15 protein-coding genes are annotated in these 15,477 nt (G+C 42.9%); 6 read left to right on the top strand and 9 right to left on the bottom strand.

Annotated elements, in window-relative coordinates; translation table 11 throughout:
* Positions 1–112 precede the first annotated feature (112 nt).
* Together OCV44_RS15970 and OCV44_RS15965 are read right to left on the bottom strand one after the other, a co-directional pair.
* Positions 113–1,957, bottom strand: a complete 1,845-nt coding sequence (locus tag OCV44_RS15970) for a putative bifunctional diguanylate cyclase/phosphodiesterase (RefSeq protein WP_139684342.1) — start codon at positions 1,955–1,957, stop codon at positions 113–115.
* Between the two features lie 180 nt (positions 1,958–2,137).
* Positions 2,138–3,034, bottom strand: coding sequence for a LysR family transcriptional regulator (locus OCV44_RS15965; RefSeq protein WP_017100810.1), 897 nt, complete (start codon positions 3,032–3,034; stop codon positions 2,138–2,140).
* A gap of 108 nt (positions 3,035–3,142) precedes the next feature.
* Between OCV44_RS15965 and OCV44_RS15960 the strand changes: the two genes are divergently transcribed.
* The 3 genes from OCV44_RS15960 to OCV44_RS15950 all read left to right on the top strand — a co-directional run bounded on the left by OCV44_RS15960 (position 3,143) and on the right by OCV44_RS15950 (position 5,197).
* Positions 3,143–4,348 (top strand): multidrug effflux MFS transporter, encoded by a 1,206-nt coding sequence (locus tag OCV44_RS15960; protein ID WP_012600277.1) that lies wholly within the window; start codon positions 3,143–3,145, stop codon positions 4,346–4,348.
* Positions 4,349–4,470: 122 nt separating this feature from the next.
* Entirely contained in the window at positions 4,471–4,821 is a 351-nt protein-coding gene (locus tag OCV44_RS15955; RefSeq protein WP_004731829.1) for a hypothetical protein, read from the top strand.
* A gap of 241 nt (positions 4,822–5,062) precedes the next feature.
* Positions 5,063–5,197 carry a hypothetical protein gene (locus OCV44_RS15950; RefSeq protein WP_012600279.1) on the top strand — a complete coding sequence of 45 codons (135 nt, stop codon included), beginning with the start codon at positions 5,063–5,065 and terminating at the stop codon, positions 5,195–5,197.
* Between the two features lie 440 nt (positions 5,198–5,637).
* Here OCV44_RS15950 and OCV44_RS15945 read toward each other — a convergent pair whose 3' ends face one another.
* The 3 genes from OCV44_RS15945 to OCV44_RS15935 all read right to left on the bottom strand — a co-directional run bounded on the left by OCV44_RS15945 (position 5,638) and on the right by OCV44_RS15935 (position 8,359).
* On the bottom strand, positions 5,638–6,255 hold the full coding sequence (locus tag OCV44_RS15945) for a glutaredoxin domain-containing protein (RefSeq protein WP_139684343.1): 618 nt from the start codon (positions 6,253–6,255) through the stop codon (positions 5,638–5,640).
* Between the two features lie 68 nt (positions 6,256–6,323).
* Positions 6,324–7,214 (bottom strand): DMT family transporter, encoded by an 891-nt coding sequence (locus OCV44_RS15940; RefSeq protein WP_139684344.1) that lies wholly within the window; start codon positions 7,212–7,214, stop codon positions 6,324–6,326.
* Between the two features lie 155 nt (positions 7,215–7,369).
* Complete coding sequence (locus OCV44_RS15935; protein WP_029223821.1) at positions 7,370–8,359, bottom strand: porin; 990 nt, start codon at positions 8,357–8,359, stop codon at positions 7,370–7,372.
* A gap of 376 nt (positions 8,360–8,735) precedes the next feature.
* Between OCV44_RS15935 and OCV44_RS15930 the strand changes: the two genes are divergently transcribed.
* Complete coding sequence (locus tag OCV44_RS15930; protein ID WP_139684345.1) at positions 8,736–9,749, top strand: succinylglutamate desuccinylase/aspartoacylase family protein; 1,014 nt, start codon at positions 8,736–8,738, stop codon at positions 9,747–9,749.
* A 165-nt stretch (positions 9,750–9,914) separates the two neighbouring features.
* Here the strand turns inward: OCV44_RS15930 and OCV44_RS15925 are convergent, their stop codons facing one another.
* The 4 genes from OCV44_RS15925 to OCV44_RS15910 all read right to left on the bottom strand — a co-directional run bounded on the left by OCV44_RS15925 (position 9,915) and on the right by OCV44_RS15910 (position 12,658).
* A complete protein-coding gene (locus tag OCV44_RS15925) occupies positions 9,915–10,364 on the bottom strand; it encodes a PTS sugar transporter subunit IIA (RefSeq protein ID WP_009845709.1) in 450 nt (149 codons plus the stop codon).
* Positions 10,361–11,617: a PTS ascorbate transporter subunit IIC gene (locus tag OCV44_RS15920; RefSeq protein WP_009845708.1), complete on the bottom strand. Its 1,257-nt coding sequence runs from the start codon at positions 11,615–11,617 to the stop codon at positions 10,361–10,363. The genes OCV44_RS15925 and OCV44_RS15920 overlap by 4 nt, the downstream gene beginning before the upstream one ends.
* Positions 11,618–11,627: 10 nt before the next feature.
* Positions 11,628–11,897, bottom strand: coding sequence for a PTS sugar transporter subunit IIB (locus tag OCV44_RS15915; protein WP_009845707.1), 270 nt, complete (start codon positions 11,895–11,897; stop codon positions 11,628–11,630).
* A 284-nt stretch (positions 11,898–12,181) separates the two neighbouring features.
* Complete coding sequence (locus OCV44_RS15910; RefSeq protein WP_009845706.1) at positions 12,182–12,658, bottom strand: hypothetical protein; 477 nt, start codon at positions 12,656–12,658, stop codon at positions 12,182–12,184.
* Between the two features lie 420 nt (positions 12,659–13,078).
* Here OCV44_RS15910 and OCV44_RS15905 point away from each other — a divergent pair, with 420 nt between their 5' ends.
* Together OCV44_RS15905 and OCV44_RS15900 are read left to right on the top strand one after the other, a co-directional pair.
* Positions 13,079–13,699: a YajG family lipoprotein gene (locus OCV44_RS15905; protein WP_139684346.1), complete on the top strand. Its 621-nt coding sequence runs from the start codon at positions 13,079–13,081 to the stop codon at positions 13,697–13,699.
* Positions 13,700–14,140: 441 nt separating this feature from the next.
* On the top strand, positions 14,141–15,349 hold the full coding sequence (locus tag OCV44_RS15900) for a NupC/NupG family nucleoside CNT transporter (RefSeq protein WP_009845705.1): 1,209 nt from the start codon (positions 14,141–14,143) through the stop codon (positions 15,347–15,349).
* Positions 15,350–15,477 lie beyond the last annotated feature (128 nt).

Genomic DNA, 15,477 nt, shown 5'->3' with positions numbered 1-15,477 from the left:
TGGTTGCGAGTAATGATGTAGCCTTTAAAGCCGTGAGTGCAGAACTAAATACTTAAATGTTTAGTGATACGCTCGCGGCTTTTTGATTTTAGGTTGAGGTAGTAAACGGCGTTTAGGCTAGAGGTTCTAAGTGAGTGACGTAGCTAACGATAGCTTCTGGTCGCATAGGTGGAGAGTAGAGGTATCCTTGGATTTTGTCACACCCCATTGCGTGTAGCTTTTCTAATTGCTCACGCTTCTCTACGCCTTCCGCAACCAATGACACATTGAGTCTGTGTGCCAGTTGAACAATCAACCACACAACACTTTCGGATGTTGAGTTTGTCAGCAAGTTTCGAATAAAGGTGGCATCAATTTTAATACAATCGATAGGGTAGCTATGAATGTAATTTAAGCTTGAGTAACCAGTACCGAAATCATCTAGAGCGATCGTGAACCCTTGTCCCCTTAGAAAGTCGAGTGCTGACTTTGTTTCTTGAGTTGGAGATAACAGCACGGTTTCGGTTAGCTCAATGACAAACTCGTTTGCTTTAAAGTGATGCTGTTCAATCGTTCGAGTGAGATAGGAAATATAACGCTTAGAATCGGTAAGCTCGTGAGCGGAGCAGTTTATTCCAAGTTTAACTTTGTAGCCTAAGCCTCGCTCCAATATTGTTTTAGCGCGGCATACCAATTCGATGATCCGTTCACCCAGTTCCACAATCAACCCCGATTCTTCCGCTACCTGAATGAACTCCACTGGCGAGATGTCGCCATGTCTTGTGGTTTTCCAACGCGTTAACACCTCAAAGTAACCCCATCGTGTGTCACCTTGATCAACTATTGGTTGTACAACCACGTACATTCCATTGTCATTAGGTGCCTGACTGTCTGATATGGGGCAATCAAGCTCGCTTCGTAAGGCGGCGATTAACTCGGTTTTCCTTTGGTAACGAACCCTTAGGTGAGTGTCGTAACATTGAATGTATGTATCTTGACTATGCTGGCACTCTTTTAGTGCCAAACTGGTGTTGAAGATGATTTGTTCTACGTCTTTATTATCTCCATCTGACCGGGCAATGCCGATGCTGACGTCGAAATCGATTTTGATATCAATACTAGTGTAACCTTGCTTTATCTTATCCAGTATTTGTTCGCAAACAGCTATTGGGTCTGAATGATAGGTAATGAATGCGAACTCATTGCCAGCCGTCCGGAACGTCAGGTTGTTGTCGGGCAAGGTTCGGCGCAAGGTCTCTGCAACGAACTGAAGCACCTTATCGCCAATATAATTACCGTGCATATCATTGATGGCTTTGAAGCTATTGATGTCGAGCAGAGCGAGCGTGAAGGGAGTGACACTCTGCTGAGTGATCGATTCCAAGGTGTCTGATAAGCAGCTACGGTTTAATAGCCCAGTTAGACTATCGTGTGATACTTCGTAGCTGAGTTGATTAACCAGTTGCTCAGAACGGTCGTTGAACCACATTTCACGCAAGGTGTGAATGACGATATCTGCGAACAACTGGTGGTGTTTTATCACGTCTTGTTGTTGATCTGTACTCATAGGCGAACTAAAGGTTGAGAAAAGCACACCCATGACTTCGCCACTTTGACTGCGTGCTGGGATCGCGATTGAGTTCTGTGAGGTGATTTCCTGTCTAAATGCTGATGTTGGGAGTGACTGAACGATATACTGAGCAAATGAGCAATCTGGGTGTTTTTGATTAACGGCTTGTTGGTATATGTGACCATGGCGTGCGTTTATTTTGTCATGCAGTACATGGTCAGAATGGGCAATGACCAAAGGAACCATTTGATCGGGAAAGTGCTTTTTCTCAATGATACTGGTGTATTGAGTACCGAATGTTTGATGCAAAGTAAGCACGGCAGACTCTAAAAGGTCGATACCTTCCAATTTGAGTAAGCGCCCAATGCGCTCTGTGTCTATCATGCTATTGCGTGTATGTTGAGTCATAGTCACCATCCGTAGCCAACCAGAATCGTGTGTAAGCTGTATGTGTATGATCTTGTGTATACGATCTTGTAGCTGCACTGTCTTAAATATTAACAATGCAACTTGCATTAATAATCTTGATATGCGTCTAGTTTATTATTGGTCGTGTTGTGTGATTTTTCAAATTTAGTGCGATATATTTCACAAAACTTGACTATTTCTTTCTTTGTCTAGCCTATCTTTTAGGTGGTCTAAAAATAGCTTGGTTCGTGTATGTGAGTAGTCAAGCTTAGGGTAGTACGCGTAAACCATCACTTCGTCAGCTGTTATATTTGGTAATACTGGAACCAGTGTCCCTTGTTTAAGATCCTCTTTGATCATTGCTTTGATGGTTAACAGTACGCCCATTCCTCGCTTCGCGGCATGAAACAAAGCCTCAGGGTTGGTGGTCGCAAAGTTACCGTTCAAAGTGATGCGCTGTCCTTTAGTTAGCGTGACTTCACGAATAGGACGCTCTCCCCATATTAAGGAGTTGTGTTGTTCTAAGTCTTGCTCGTTGATGGGATAACCATGTTTAGCCAAGTAACTGGGGGCGGCATAAAAGCTGGCTTTATGTTCAAACAGCGGTGTTTTCTTGAAGCTTAACGAGTTGAGTTGTTCTAGTTCACGACTGATCACCAGGTCCAAGCCAAGCTCAGGTAATTGACCTGGCGTGGTGGTGATAAGCTGTACTTTAATGTCTGGATACTTTTCTAAGAAGTCGTCCATGTATTGCACGAGAAACTTAGAACCAACAGCAATGGTTGCGCCTATCTTTAGTAGACCCGCAGGCGTTTGGTTAACCGATCGGGTTTCATCAATAATCGATTGCCAATTATCGAGCTGATCCTTGGCTCGCAGATAAAAGAGAGCCCCCGCTTCGGTTTGGCTGATTGAGCGCGTGGTGCGCTTTAATAGTTGAGTGCCGATACGTTCTTCTAACCAGTTCACTCTTTTGCTGATCGCTGAGCTGGTGGTATTGAGTTTACGTGCTGCGCCATTGAAGCTGCCTTCTTCCACCACTTTTACATAACTTTTTACGTTAAGAATCCAATCCATATTATTTCCTGTTGGGACTTAATTAAATTCCAATTTAGCTAATTATCAATTATTGGTTTTGAATGTAAACTCATCTGATGAACAAATAACAAACGAATAGGGAATTTTTTGAGCCAATCGACCTTTAAAAAAACACCGCTACTCTTAGCCATGATGATCATAGCTACAGGACAGGTAGGGGTGAGTATCTATTTACCATCATTGCCGCTAATTGCTTCAGACTTAAGTGTGACTCAGGTAGATGTACAGCTGCTCGTTACGCTGTTTCTTGTGGGTTTTGGCTTGTCTCAGCTATTTTACGGGCCGATGTCCGATGCCGTGGGGAGAAGACCTATCTTCTTGTTAGGTCAGGGTGTTTATTTGATTGGTACTGTTGTTTGTGTTGTTTTTTCCGACAACATGACGGCGTTAGAGGTTGGTCGCTTGTTGCAAGGTTTAGGGGCGGGTAGTGCCTCGGTTCTTGGGCGAAGTGTGCTGCGCGACAGTTATGATGGCCTTCAACTGACCAAAGCGTTGTCTTATATTTCGGTCACCGCTTCGATCATGCCGATTATTGCGCCCGTGTTTGGTGGTTGGATCTCGTTCCACCTCGGTTGGCAGGCGGTGTTCCTGTTTGTTCTTGTGTATTTACTGGCGATATTCACTCTCGGCTACTTTGTTCTTCATGAAACTTTACCATACGGAAAGAGCCGCTTTGAAGTCAGTCAAGTGGTCAAGAACTACGGCCGTTTGTTGACGAATCGCCAAGTGTTGACCAGTGCCAGTTATAATTGGATGAGTTACATGGCGAGTTTGGTGTCGCTATCACTGTTTCCATTCTTAATGCAAGAGCAATTGGGGCTGACAGCCGCTGAATACGGATCGTTGATGATAGTCCCTTCGGCTGGCTTACTGATTGGTAGCGTGGCTTTGAACTTGCTCAATCGTAGGTTTAGTACACCACAATTGATGAGTCTTGCGATTTTGATCATTTTAGCTTCAGGGACTTGGTTACTTACTCATGAGTTATCCATCTTTAACTTAGTGTGGGCATTTACGTGGCTAGCTATCGCTCAAGGTATCTCCTTCCCTCTATCGATCAGTATGCTATTAGAACCTCATAAGAAGAAAGCGGGCGCAGTGTCGGCACTGTCAGGTTCAATTCAGATGTGTTTGGCGGGTTTACTTGGTGGATATCTAGTCGAGAGTTGGGTGACGACTCACCTACAGCTCGGCGTGTTTTATCTGATTATTGGTGCTTGCATGGCTACAGTACTTTGGTCTTCAACGAGAATGAACAAGAAAGCCACGGCTACCGAAGTTGAGTACAGTTAAGCAGCTGAAGTACAGACCAGTTAAACAGCTAGCTCGCTATAGTTCAGCATACAGTCGTTAATACGTTGTATTTGTATGGATGGTTTTCTACAATACCTGCGTCCATTTAATAGGTAATAAACATGCAGCAAAATGAATTTGAAGTACTGGTAAAAGCTATCTGCGCACTAGATGGCCTGCCTCAAGCACTTGAGTTATTGAAATCCAATGAGGATACAGAAGTCGCTGAGGCTGCTGGATCACTAACAGGTCAATTTGCGCTAGCTGAAGTTGAAGGCGAAAAGCGTATTTACCACGTGACGCTTCAAGAAAATGAACAAGGCGAAGAGCAAGAGTACATCGAACATGTGATGAATGAAGGCGATGACTTAATCAAATTTGCAGCTTGGTTCTTTGAAACTATGTTCGAATTAAAGCAAAAAGACACATACCAAATTGCAGGTAAAACTTACAGACAGCCAAAGCGTAGCTAGTTTATTAACTGTTTGTTTTATAAGATATTTTTTGTGTGAGTTGGTTTCTAAGCAATTAGGTTTCTAAAAAACTATTTTTAAAGCAGCTCTCTTGAGCTGCTTTTTTTATGGATGTTTAAATGAAAATTTTAATTGTAACTTAATGGTAGTATTACATTGAAAATGTGATTTAGATCTTGTTTTTGAGCGCTTTAGGTGTAGAATCCGCGCATAAGAAAATCGATTATGTGCGGAGATAAGCATGAATTACGAACTAGGCCACGCATACCTTGGTCAAATGGTAGCAAAAAACATGATGCACGAAGCATTGTATGGCAAGCCAAAGCCAAAAAAAGCATCATTCATTAAGCGAATGATGAAGAAAATGGCGAAATAAGCATTTTCAAAAACGGATTTTAAAAAGGCCTTAAACTTACTGGTGTCCAACTATTGGGATTAGTTCAGTTTAAGGCCTTTTGCGTTTTAGCGATTAATGAAGGTCATCGCTGGTTTTGTTGTGGATGGACACAAAAAACACTGATAAAGCTTCTGATTAGGGCGTGTTGACCTTTCGTGGTTGAATTTTGTTCGAGATAAAAGCGTTTTAATCGCGGCGAGGGAGAAGTAGCCTAGCATTCTAAGCAAATCTCCCTCAACAAAGAGTAAAACGCTTTTAGCCGAACCCTTCGGGCAGCGTTTGCTGGTCATTTCTACTACGTTATCGGCTTCTCATGTAGGCTAGCTACACATCAAAGCCTCTGCCTTGTATAAATACCCAGCAACTCGCTGCAAAAACCAGCTCGAAAGATCAACGCGCCCTAATGACTGTTACTGAATTCAGCCTGTCGATTGGTTGGATAGGTCGACAACATTATTCGGGATGGTATCTAAACCGTTCTCTTTCATCCACGCTTCTAAGTTGTCAGCTCCACCAATGTATTTACCATCAAGCCAAATCTGAGGAACTGTTACTGGTGTTTTCTCACCAATGTGCGCTTTTACCTCTGGAATCATACGATACAAAGCTGCGCTGTCTTTTACGACATCGTGGTATTGATATTCAACACCCGCTTCATCAAGCATTTTCTTGGCCTTAACGCAGAATGGGCAGGTCGCTTTTCCGTAAACAATGTTGCCTTTTAGGTTGTCTCGTTTGGTCCATTCTTTAATTACAGATTGAACCAAAACACCGCGATTAAGCGCTTCACCTTGGCTGACTACCTTGCCTTCAACAACAAGGATAGGAGCATGCCAAGAACCCAGTTTTAGCGGCTCCCACCAGTGAGATAACCAATCTTTCACTTCCAGTTCAACATCGACATCTGATAACTCATTCTCAAAAGTATCCTTAAGAATGTCTTTGGTAAGGGTGCATTCTCCACATGGAATGTTAACTTTAAATGGACCCCAGCTGCCTGCCCAACGGTATAGTGTAATCTTGACTGCTTTCTTCATGCTTACGGCCTCGTTTGAATTCTCTTATCCATATAGAACGGACAGTCGAACTATTTATTTCATCGATCCTAAACTTTCTTTATTTTCGCCGGTTTTTTCGTTTCCCAATGGGTAATAAATGCAACTGACGCAATAATAATAGCAGCCCCTAGCCATAAACGACCCGGTGGAACCCAACTAAATACAACCCAACCAGCTAGAACATTTAACGGTAATTTCGCGTGGTCAAAAGGTTGCACAAACGAAGCATCAGCAACTGAGTAGGCTTTTACAATTGCCCATTGAGCGAGTGCCGTCATAACACCGATAACAATCAAGATAGCCCAAATTGTACCGCCGCTTGGAGTCTGCCAATCTGGGGCGGCAAGCAGGATGTTAAATGGTGTGATCAATAGCAGCAAGTACACCACCATGGTTGAAGGGCTGTCTTGCGAAGAGAGTTTTTTCACCATGAGTGAGTAGCATGCCCAGAAGAAAGCCGCGCCAACCGGTAGCAGTGTTGCCCAGTTAAAGTCTTCTGCCCACGGCTCTAGAATCACCATAGCACCAGCGAAGCCGGCTAAGGTCGCGCCCCAGCGAGCTGCCCCAACTTTCTCTTTGAGGAAAAGTCCTGAGCCTATGGTTGCAAACAATGGCGACGTCATGAGAAGGGCAATGCCTTGCCAAATAGGTACTGGGTAAGCCAATGCCCATATCCAAAGTTGAATACCAATAACAGATAAGAAGACACGGAATACGTGTAACTTTAGGTTGTCGGTTTTTAGCGCGCGGCGAATGCCCAGCGTTTTCAGGTAAGGAAGAATAGCGAACAACGCGATGGCGTATTGAATGACGGCAACGGTGGTAGAAGTAAGTCCGAAATGAATGCTAGCGACTTGAGTCAGGCTATTAATAACGGCAAAGGCTAAGCCTGCGGTTAGCATCCAGCTAGCGCCTTGGATCGGATGGTGTTGTGACATGATGCTTCTAATTATTTGATGTGGTTCACCTATGATACGGATTTAGCACCACTTAACCAGAAAAAGCATTGATGAAGTTGGTCAGAATATTTGAATATGAAAAAAGGTTGAGCAACCGCCCAACCTTTCTAGTCTCTATCTAAAGTCGATTTAGATTAGAAATCGTAGCGTACACCTAGGCGAAGTGTGTCTTCACCAGCTGTCACGATACCTTTTGCATTTTTAACTTCGTCTAAACCATTAACGTAGTAAGAAAGGTATGTGCGGAAATTGCTGTTTAGTTTGTAGTAACCGGCTAATTCAATACCGTCGACAGCGTCTACTTTTGCTCCGCTGTTGATTTCATCTTCCTGGTAAGTATATACGACTGCAGCAGATACTTGCTTGGTGAATTTGTATTGCGCTGCAAACTCCATAGCAGTGAATGACTTAGCATCGGTACCTGTCGCTTTATCATCTAGGTCGCCTGTTGAATAAGTCGCAGCTAAGTACAGGTTGTCTAGAGAATACGCTAGGCCGGCAAGGATTTGGTCTGCGCTACCTTTATTTTCCCCTAGGTCTTCACCTGAGTAGGCTAGGCCAAGATCTAAGCCCATTGGCAGTGAGTAAACACCTGAAATGCCGTAGCCGTCAGAGTCTTTTTTGCTGTTGGTTTGGTAAGTGGCTTCTAGTTGCAGAGCATCAAAACCGCCACGGTATGCAAATACGCCATCTTCTTTATCAGAAGCTGCACCGAATGCTTGCTGCACACCAGAAAACTCAGTGATATCCGTAAAGTCAGATACGATAACTGAAGCCATATCTTGGCGACCGACAGAAATGGCTTGACCGTCAAAATCAACACCTGCGTACATGTAACGGTTTTCAAACTTATCAGAACCTGTGTCTTGCTCAGCTTCGTAGAAACCGAATGCCGTTGCAGTATCTGTAAGTTCTGTTTTACCACCAAGGTTTAAACGGAAACGAGTTTTATCTTTCATTGAACCTTCAACTTCAGCACCACCGGAACCAATGAAATCACCACGGAATTCTGCGCGACCGCCAATTTTAAGTTCTGTACCATCAGAGCTGTAAACCGTTGCTGCTAACGATGAACCTGAAACTAGTGCCGCTACCACTGCAGAAGCTAGAACTGCCTTTTTCATAATCACTTACCTTGTATTTTAAAATCCGTGAGCAATGCGCTCTCCGTTTCGATATGAAACTAATCTAGAGCAGCTAAATTAAGCTTTCATTTCTGTAAAATTACATTTTCGTGAATAGGGAACTTTTTAAATGTTGATTTTATTGCACTTTTATTTCAGGAAACTGAGTGGTTTGTGAATGGATATACAACTCATATTTCCTTATTCGGTTACTTTTTCAAGTTTCTATTTGGGCGAGGTGATAATGATATGGGTGAACCTTATGGTGAGGTTAGAGCTTCTTCATCTTATTAACTGTTTGTACTGATTAAGATATCCTCTATGATGCCAAAACTTAGAAAAGAATAAATTTTGCTCAACAAGATGGAGACGTTGGATGAAAACAGAGTACTTAGGCGATGTTTTACAAGGTAGGCAGGTTATTGGCGCCTTAAATGTTGAAGACTTACCGATTGGAGAGCATCAGTTTTGGTTTCAAGTAACCAGTGATGGGTTAGGGCAACCTAAAAACATGCCGGTTTCTGTTTTCAAAGGCAGTCAAGACGGCCCGAAGTTGATGATCACTGCCGGGATTCACGGTGATGAGCTCAACGGTGTGCTGGCTGCTCAGCAAATTATCCGAGATTTAGTAGGCAAAACATTAAAAGGCACGGTAACAGTTGTACCAACTGTGAATTTGTCTGGCTTGCTTAACCACAGCCGCGATTTTATCTCTTCGGATCCGGGCTCTTGCCCTGCCAACCTTAATCGACTCTTTCCGGGGGATGCACACGGCTTAGCCGCGGAGCGATTCGTCGCATCTTTGTGGGATCGCTTACTCAAACACAACGCGACATTTGCTGTTGATCTGCATACCCAAACTCGTGGTGCGGTGTATCCACTTTATGTGTTTGCTGATTACCGAGTAGAACAATGTTTGGAGATGGCGAGGTTAATGCAGCCCGATTGTGTTCTTAATGATCCCGGCGATCCGGGTATTCTTGAAACTGTCTGGAATCGAAGTGGAATTCCGAGCATTACAGTGGAAGTCGGGATGGGGAAATTTACTCAACCTGACATGATTCAACGAGCCGTAGATGGTGTTTTTAATATTCTTTCTTACTACGAGATGCTTGATGCTGAAGGTTTACGAGACAAAAAGCCACTGCCGAGTATAGATTGGATAGAGGGTAATAATGTGGTGTCTATCCGCGCTGATATTGGTGGCTTTGTGCTGCCTCAGGTCGAACTTTTACAACACGTAGAGCAAGATGATCTTTTGGCGATTCAATACGACGCTTTTGGTAACGAATGTCGTCGTTATCATGCGCCGTCTGCCGGGCGTGTACTTAGCTATAACGTGGATGCATTAAGGGAGCCAGGGGCTCTTGTCTGTCGATTATTGAGTTGAGATGCTTTTAGGTGAGAAGCTCTTAGTTGGTAAGTTCTGAGTTGAAAAGCTTTTCGGCGAGCGTCTCTTTGTTCATCTGGTGCATCGTCATTTGAAACGTGTAAAAAAAGACCGAGCAGGGCTCGGTCTGATAGCTTTTCTCTGGAGTAATAGCTTTTAGCGTAACTAGTATCGCTTTAAGATCTCGATGATCTCTTGCTCTGTTTCCGCTGCGATAATGGCATCAATGTCATCATCATTTTGGAACAACTCTGATAGCGCCATAATAGTATGGATATGGCTATCTGAGTCCATCGCTGCCAGAGTGATTGAAAGGTAAACGTCACCGTTGTCTTCCGACTCTAAATCAACACCCTTTTTGAATACTGTTACCTGCAGTGATGCTTCGTTCACACCATCTTCAGGACGAGCATGAGGCATCGCAATCTTTGGTGCTAGGACATAGTACGCGCCGATGTCTTTGTGCTTTTGCTTGATAGCTTCAACATAGCTTGCTTCAATTTTCTTGCTTGCTAACAGTGTTGAACAGGTTAAATCAATCGCAGCATCAACCGTTAGGTTCTCTTCAGAGTTGATGATAACGCCTTGGTTACCGATTAAATCGAATAGGCTCATGAAACAATCCATCCTAGAATCAGACCAACAACACCGAAGTCGAAGTCAGCAAATGTTGTCGCTTCAAGCCCAAGACCACCTAGTACTGGAAGTAGTAGCATTGGTAGGAAAGAGATGCACAGACCTTGCGTGAATGAACCTAGAATTGCACCACGTAGACCGCCAGTCGCGTTACCGTAAACACCTGCCGCACCACCTACGAAGAAGTGTGGAACCACACCCGCTACAATGATTGTCCAGCCAAGCGCGCCTTGAACTGCCATTGCTAGTAGGCCAGCCGCGAAAGAACAAAGGAAACCGATTAGTACCGCGTTTGGTGCTACTGGGAATACCATAGGGCAGTCTAGAGCAGGTTTTGCTCCTGGTACTAGTTTGTCAGAGATACCTTTAAATGCAGGAACGATTTCAGCAATTAGCATCTTCACACCTTGCAATACGATGTAAACACCACCAGCAAAGATTAGAGATTGCATGAAGGTAAATACAACCCAGTTTTGACCGCTTGATACTGTTTCTACAAACTCGCCGCCCGCAATAATAGACGCAAGCATGAAGAAAATAGCCATTGTTGTTGCTACGGCTACTGGCGTATCACGCAGGAACATTAAGCTTTTAGGAACTTGGATGTCTTCTGTTGATTTTGATGTGTCACCGAATTTGCTACCAATGAAGCCAGACACGATGTAAGACAGTGTCGAGAAGTGACCAATAGCCAGTTGATCAGTACCCATTACTTTTTCAGTGTACTTTTGGCCTAACGCTGGCATCACAACCATTAATGTACCCACAATGATAGAGCCGATTGCGACTAGAACTGTGCCTTCAATGTTTGCTGTAGACAGAATTACCGCTACTAGCATAGACATGAACATTGTGTGGTGACCCGTTAAGAAAATATATTTTAAAGGAGTAATACGAGCCAATAAAATATTCACAACGAATGCGAAGAACATAATTAGAGCCATTTCATAACCGAATGCTTCTTGTGCTAATGCAACAATTGCTTCGTTATTTGGAATAACACCACTTACGCCGAATGCTTCAGTAAATACAACTGAGAAGTTATTTAGTGCGCCAACAAGAGCGCCAGCACCAAAACCTAAAATTAGGAAACCCATTACGGTTTTAATTGTGCCTTTTAGAATGGTGGAAATATCAGCTTTCTGTGCAACAAGGCCAATGAAAGCAATTAAGCCTACCATGATTGCTGGCTCTTTTAATAAGCCGAGCATGAATTCGAAAAAGTTCTGCATAATTTGGACCTTACATGAAAGTTTTTAGTTGTTCTTCGATTGATGCTTTGTCAAAAATATTCTTAAGGCTGATTATGTTCTCTTTTCCGCCTTCTTTCAGTTGGTTTGCAACGTCTGTTGCTGCTACCCAAATATCCGCATTACTTGATGCAGCAGATGATAGATCTTCGTGATCAACTTCCGCTTCGAAACCGATTTTTTTAGCCACTTCTTTCACTGCCATTTCCATCATTAGTGAAGTACCAAGGCCGTTACCGCAAACTACAAGAATCTTTTTCATAATATTTGTCTCAATTGGATTTTAGGGGTTGAGAAACTGCGTTCTCTTATTGTGTGGGAGCATAGTAATGGAAATATTGAGATTTCAATAAGATCTCCATCACAAAGCTAAAATGAGATTGTGATGGAGATCTCGCTTGCGTGTGGTAAAGATCCAGAGTGAGACTTTGATCAAATTTAACTTTTCACACGAATATGCAACGTATCTATTGAGAAAGGTTGGGGGGAATGTATTTGTCTATTGGAATGTAAATATATAGAGGGTCTGTTGAAGAAAATAGAGAATTAATCGTATCGACCGTAGTCGGTAAGCATTTTCTTAAGCATGCTATTAACGTCTTTGGTCTTTTTATTTCTTTTAGTTAGTTGGCTAAGAGAAGTTGGTTTTGGCGAGGTAACATTTTCACCATCTATTTCTTCGGTTTTATCTTTCATTTTCTGTACGGCAGGCAATAACATTCTAATTTCTTCATTATTGATATTGGTCAGAACCACAATATTTTCAGATTCAACTTGGGTAATAGTTAATATGCCATGCTTAACGGATTCAACCTTTTCACCAATCATAATTGATTCAGGTGCGACAGAGCGATCGGTTAACTGACCTGTACGTAATTTCGCCGCACTGATAGCGCGGATATTTCCGGTGTTTTCAAACGCAACAATAACAGTATAGGTATTATAATACTCAACTACTGTCACATAGCCGTGTCTATTTGTTTTGAATCTAGCTCCATTGTTCATGTCGTGCGGAGCTTCCATTTTCTTCACGTGTTTCCTCTCTTAGTCTCAATGGCTGTTATATCTAATCAGCTCTTCTCGTTTTATAGATAATGAATGGGTGAGATAATACAAAGTATATACGCATCTAAACTTAAGATGAATCTTGAAGTCATAGTAAATGAGGGAGAACACAGAAAAGTGGTAATAATCACACAGAATTAACCGAGAGGCTACGCAGCTCTCTACATAGGTTGAACATATCACATTCATTTCATGATCTTCATTTACAACGCCTGCTGCTTAAAGTTTTATTGGGTAATTACTCAATAAAACCAACCTGATATGTGAGCCAATTTATATAAATAAGAATTGTATAAATTATTGATTTAATGAATGTTTACTGAGTAAGACAATTTTTGTTAGAACACCATCTTCAAAACAATAAGATAGGTAAATCTAATGACAAAACTCGTCAGTTTGCTCCTTGCCACAATCACGCTAGGGCTTTCAGGTTGTGCAACAGTATTAACTCCAGAACAGAGTGCGCCACAATTGAGTGTCGTACCTCAAGAAAAAGCACTGACTATTGCAGTGATTGATAAACGCCCATACGTTTTAGACCAAGATAAAGAGCCAAAGTTTGAGGGCATTATCCGTAGTTCTCTCGGTATTCCTTATTCACACAACACGGCGACACAACAGCCGATGTCTCAGTTTTTGACGGATAGACTTGTTGCGGGCTTAAAGAAGCAGCAAGTGATGGTGGACTCAGTCGAGACGACACCAAACGAAGACATCACTAAAGTCGCAGAGCAGATGAAAGCGTTCGACAATAAATCGATGATGTTCGTCTTGAATGAATGGAAATATGATTTCCATGCGTTTACGGATAACTCTTGGTACAACGTAAATGTGATTATTTACGACGAAGTAGGTAAGAAACTACTGAGCAAAAACTTCCAAGGCGAGAACGACGTGCCAGATGGTGGTGTGATCATTAATGAAATGCAGCTTATCTATAAACAACGTTTCGAAGAGATCTTCCAAGACGTTGAAGTGAAAAGTGCGTTGCTTAATTAATTTTGCCCATTTCGATAATATCCTTTAGAAAGCCACACTTTGTGGCTTTTTATCTTAAACTTCCTGCCTCGACGTTCTTTATAACTGATAAGTTAAAAATGACGATAAACACTGCGTTTTGTTTAATCCTTGACCGCGCGATCGTTTGCGTTGAAAAATGTGATGAAAGTCTCACTTAACTGTTTATACTTCTTTTCCGGTTTTAAGCCGGTGCTTAGCCAATACAAGCCGTCACATGGATATGTGAATGACCCCACGGACCGGACCAGCTACGTTCCACTGCTTGTATAAGGTGATTTTTACATGAACAACTCGTTGTTACATTCGCTAACCCTGTTAGCTCCTTCATCGCGTAGCGTTTTGCTTGCGGTTCTTTGTCCTATTCCTTTGATGTCATTCGTTTGGCTCATGTTCACTCTTTAAGGATTACTAGGACACATTATGAATATTCTATTTGGTTTTGTCGGTGTTCTTGCACTGATTGCTTGTGCGTACCTGCTATCTGAAAGTCGTTCTTCGATTAACTGGAAAACAGTCTCTCGTGCACTATTACTTCAAATCGGCTTCGCTGCTTTGGTGTTGTATTTCCCTTGGGGACAATTGGCGCTAACGAGCCTAAGTAATGGCGTTTCTAGCCTGCTTGGTTTTGCAGACGCTGGTATCGCATTCCTTTTCGGCGACCTTGCAACTGAAGGTTTCATTTTCGCGATACGCGTACTTCCAATCATTATCTTCTTCAGTGCTCTGATTTCTGCACTTTACTACCTCGGTATCATGCAAAAAGTGATTCAAATCTTGGGCGGAGCGGTGCAAAAACTGCTGGGCACCAGTAAAGCTGAATCCTTGGTAGCGACAGGTAATATCTTTCTTTCTCAGGGTGAGTCTCCTCTTCTTATTCGTCCGTTTTTAAAGTCTATGACTCGTTCGGAACTGTTTGCTGTAATGGCAGGTGGTATGGCGTCGGTAGCGGGTAGTGTGCTTGGTGGTTATGCTGGTTTAGGTGTTGAACTTAAATACCTTATCGCAGCAAGTTTCATGGCAGCTCCGGGTAGTCTGTTAATGGCGAAGATCATCGTTCCTGAGCGCAGCACACCAAGTGACTACGACCATATCGAACTCGATAAAGCTGACCAAAGCAACGTGATCGATGCACTGGCAAGCGGCGCGATGAACGGTATGAAAGTCGCGGTGGCTGTCGGTACTATGTTGATTGCATTCGTGAGTGTAATTGCGATGGTGAACACTGGCCTAGAAAGCTTAGGTGAGACGTTCGGTTTTGCCGGTATTACGCTGCAAGCTATCTTCGGTTACTTGTTCTCGCCTTTAGCATGGCTGATTGGTATCCCGAGTGATGAAGTCTTAATGGCGGGTTCTTACATTGGTCAGAAGATCGTAATGAACGAGTTTGTTGCTTTCATCGATTTCGTTGAGAACAAAGCGCTGTTATCTGAACATAGCCAAGTCATCGTGACGTTTGCTCTATGTGGCTTTGCTAACATTGGCTCTATCGCTATTCAGCTAGGTTCGATCGGTGTTATGGCACCAGAGCGTCGTGCTGAAGTGGCAAACTTAGGCTTGAAAGCAGTCGCTGCTGGTACGCTTGCAAACCTAATGAGTGCGTGTTTAGCGGGTATCTTCATCCTGCTTTAAGCGAGATTCAGTTAAAGCGCCTAAATTCAGTTGAAGCGGGCACCTTTCTTGCGGATTTAACGTGAGAAGGGTGTCCGCTTTTTTGTACCTGCTCGTTAAGTTGATTCAGATTTTGAACCACCACTTTT

The organism is Vibrio tasmaniensis, from assembly GCF_024347635.1.
Lineage (GTDB): Bacteria > Pseudomonadota > Gammaproteobacteria > Enterobacterales > Vibrionaceae > Vibrio > Vibrio tasmaniensis.
The sequence above is the reverse complement of the archived record's forward strand: the minus strand, read 5'-3'. Positions and strand labels throughout refer to the sequence as shown.

Bases quoted from the DNA above. Each gene is read 5' to 3' on its own strand.
- OCV44_RS15935 (WP_029223821.1), bottom strand. From the start codon at position 8,359: ATGAAAAAGGCAGTTCTAGCTTCTGCAGTGGTAGCGGCACTAGTTTCA.
- OCV44_RS15970 (WP_139684342.1), bottom strand. From the start codon at position 1,957: ATGACTCAACATACACGCAATAGCATGATAGACACAGAGCGCATTGGG.
- OCV44_RS15945 (WP_139684343.1), bottom strand. From the start codon at position 6,255: ATGAAGAAAGCAGTCAAGATTACACTATACCGTTGGGCAGGCAGCTGG.
- OCV44_RS15900 (WP_009845705.1), top strand. From the start codon at position 14,141: ATGAATATTCTATTTGGTTTTGTCGGTGTTCTTGCACTGATTGCTTGT.
- OCV44_RS15955 (WP_004731829.1), top strand. From the start codon at position 4,471: ATGCAGCAAAATGAATTTGAAGTACTGGTAAAAGCTATCTGCGCACTA.
- OCV44_RS15920 (WP_009845708.1), bottom strand. From the start codon at position 11,617: ATGCAGAACTTTTTCGAATTCATGCTCGGCTTATTAAAAGAGCCAGCA.
- OCV44_RS15940 (WP_139684344.1), bottom strand. From the start codon at position 7,214: ATGTCACAACACCATCCGATCCAAGGCGCTAGCTGGATGCTAACCGCA.
- OCV44_RS15905 (WP_139684346.1), top strand. From the start codon at position 13,079: ATGACAAAACTCGTCAGTTTGCTCCTTGCCACAATCACGCTAGGGCTT.
- OCV44_RS15950 (WP_012600279.1), top strand. From the start codon at position 5,063: ATGAATTACGAACTAGGCCACGCATACCTTGGTCAAATGGTAGCAAAA.
- OCV44_RS15915 (WP_009845707.1), bottom strand. From the start codon at position 11,897: ATGAAAAAGATTCTTGTAGTTTGCGGTAACGGCCTTGGTACTTCACTA.
- OCV44_RS15965 (WP_017100810.1), bottom strand. From the start codon at position 3,034: ATGGATTGGATTCTTAACGTAAAAAGTTATGTAAAAGTGGTGGAAGAA.
- OCV44_RS15930 (WP_139684345.1), top strand. From the start codon at position 8,736: ATGAAAACAGAGTACTTAGGCGATGTTTTACAAGGTAGGCAGGTTATT.
- OCV44_RS15925 (WP_009845709.1), bottom strand. From the start codon at position 10,364: ATGAGCCTATTCGATTTAATCGGTAACCAAGGCGTTATCATCAACTCT.
- OCV44_RS15910 (WP_009845706.1), bottom strand. From the start codon at position 12,658: ATGGAAGCTCCGCACGACATGAACAATGGAGCTAGATTCAAAACAAAT.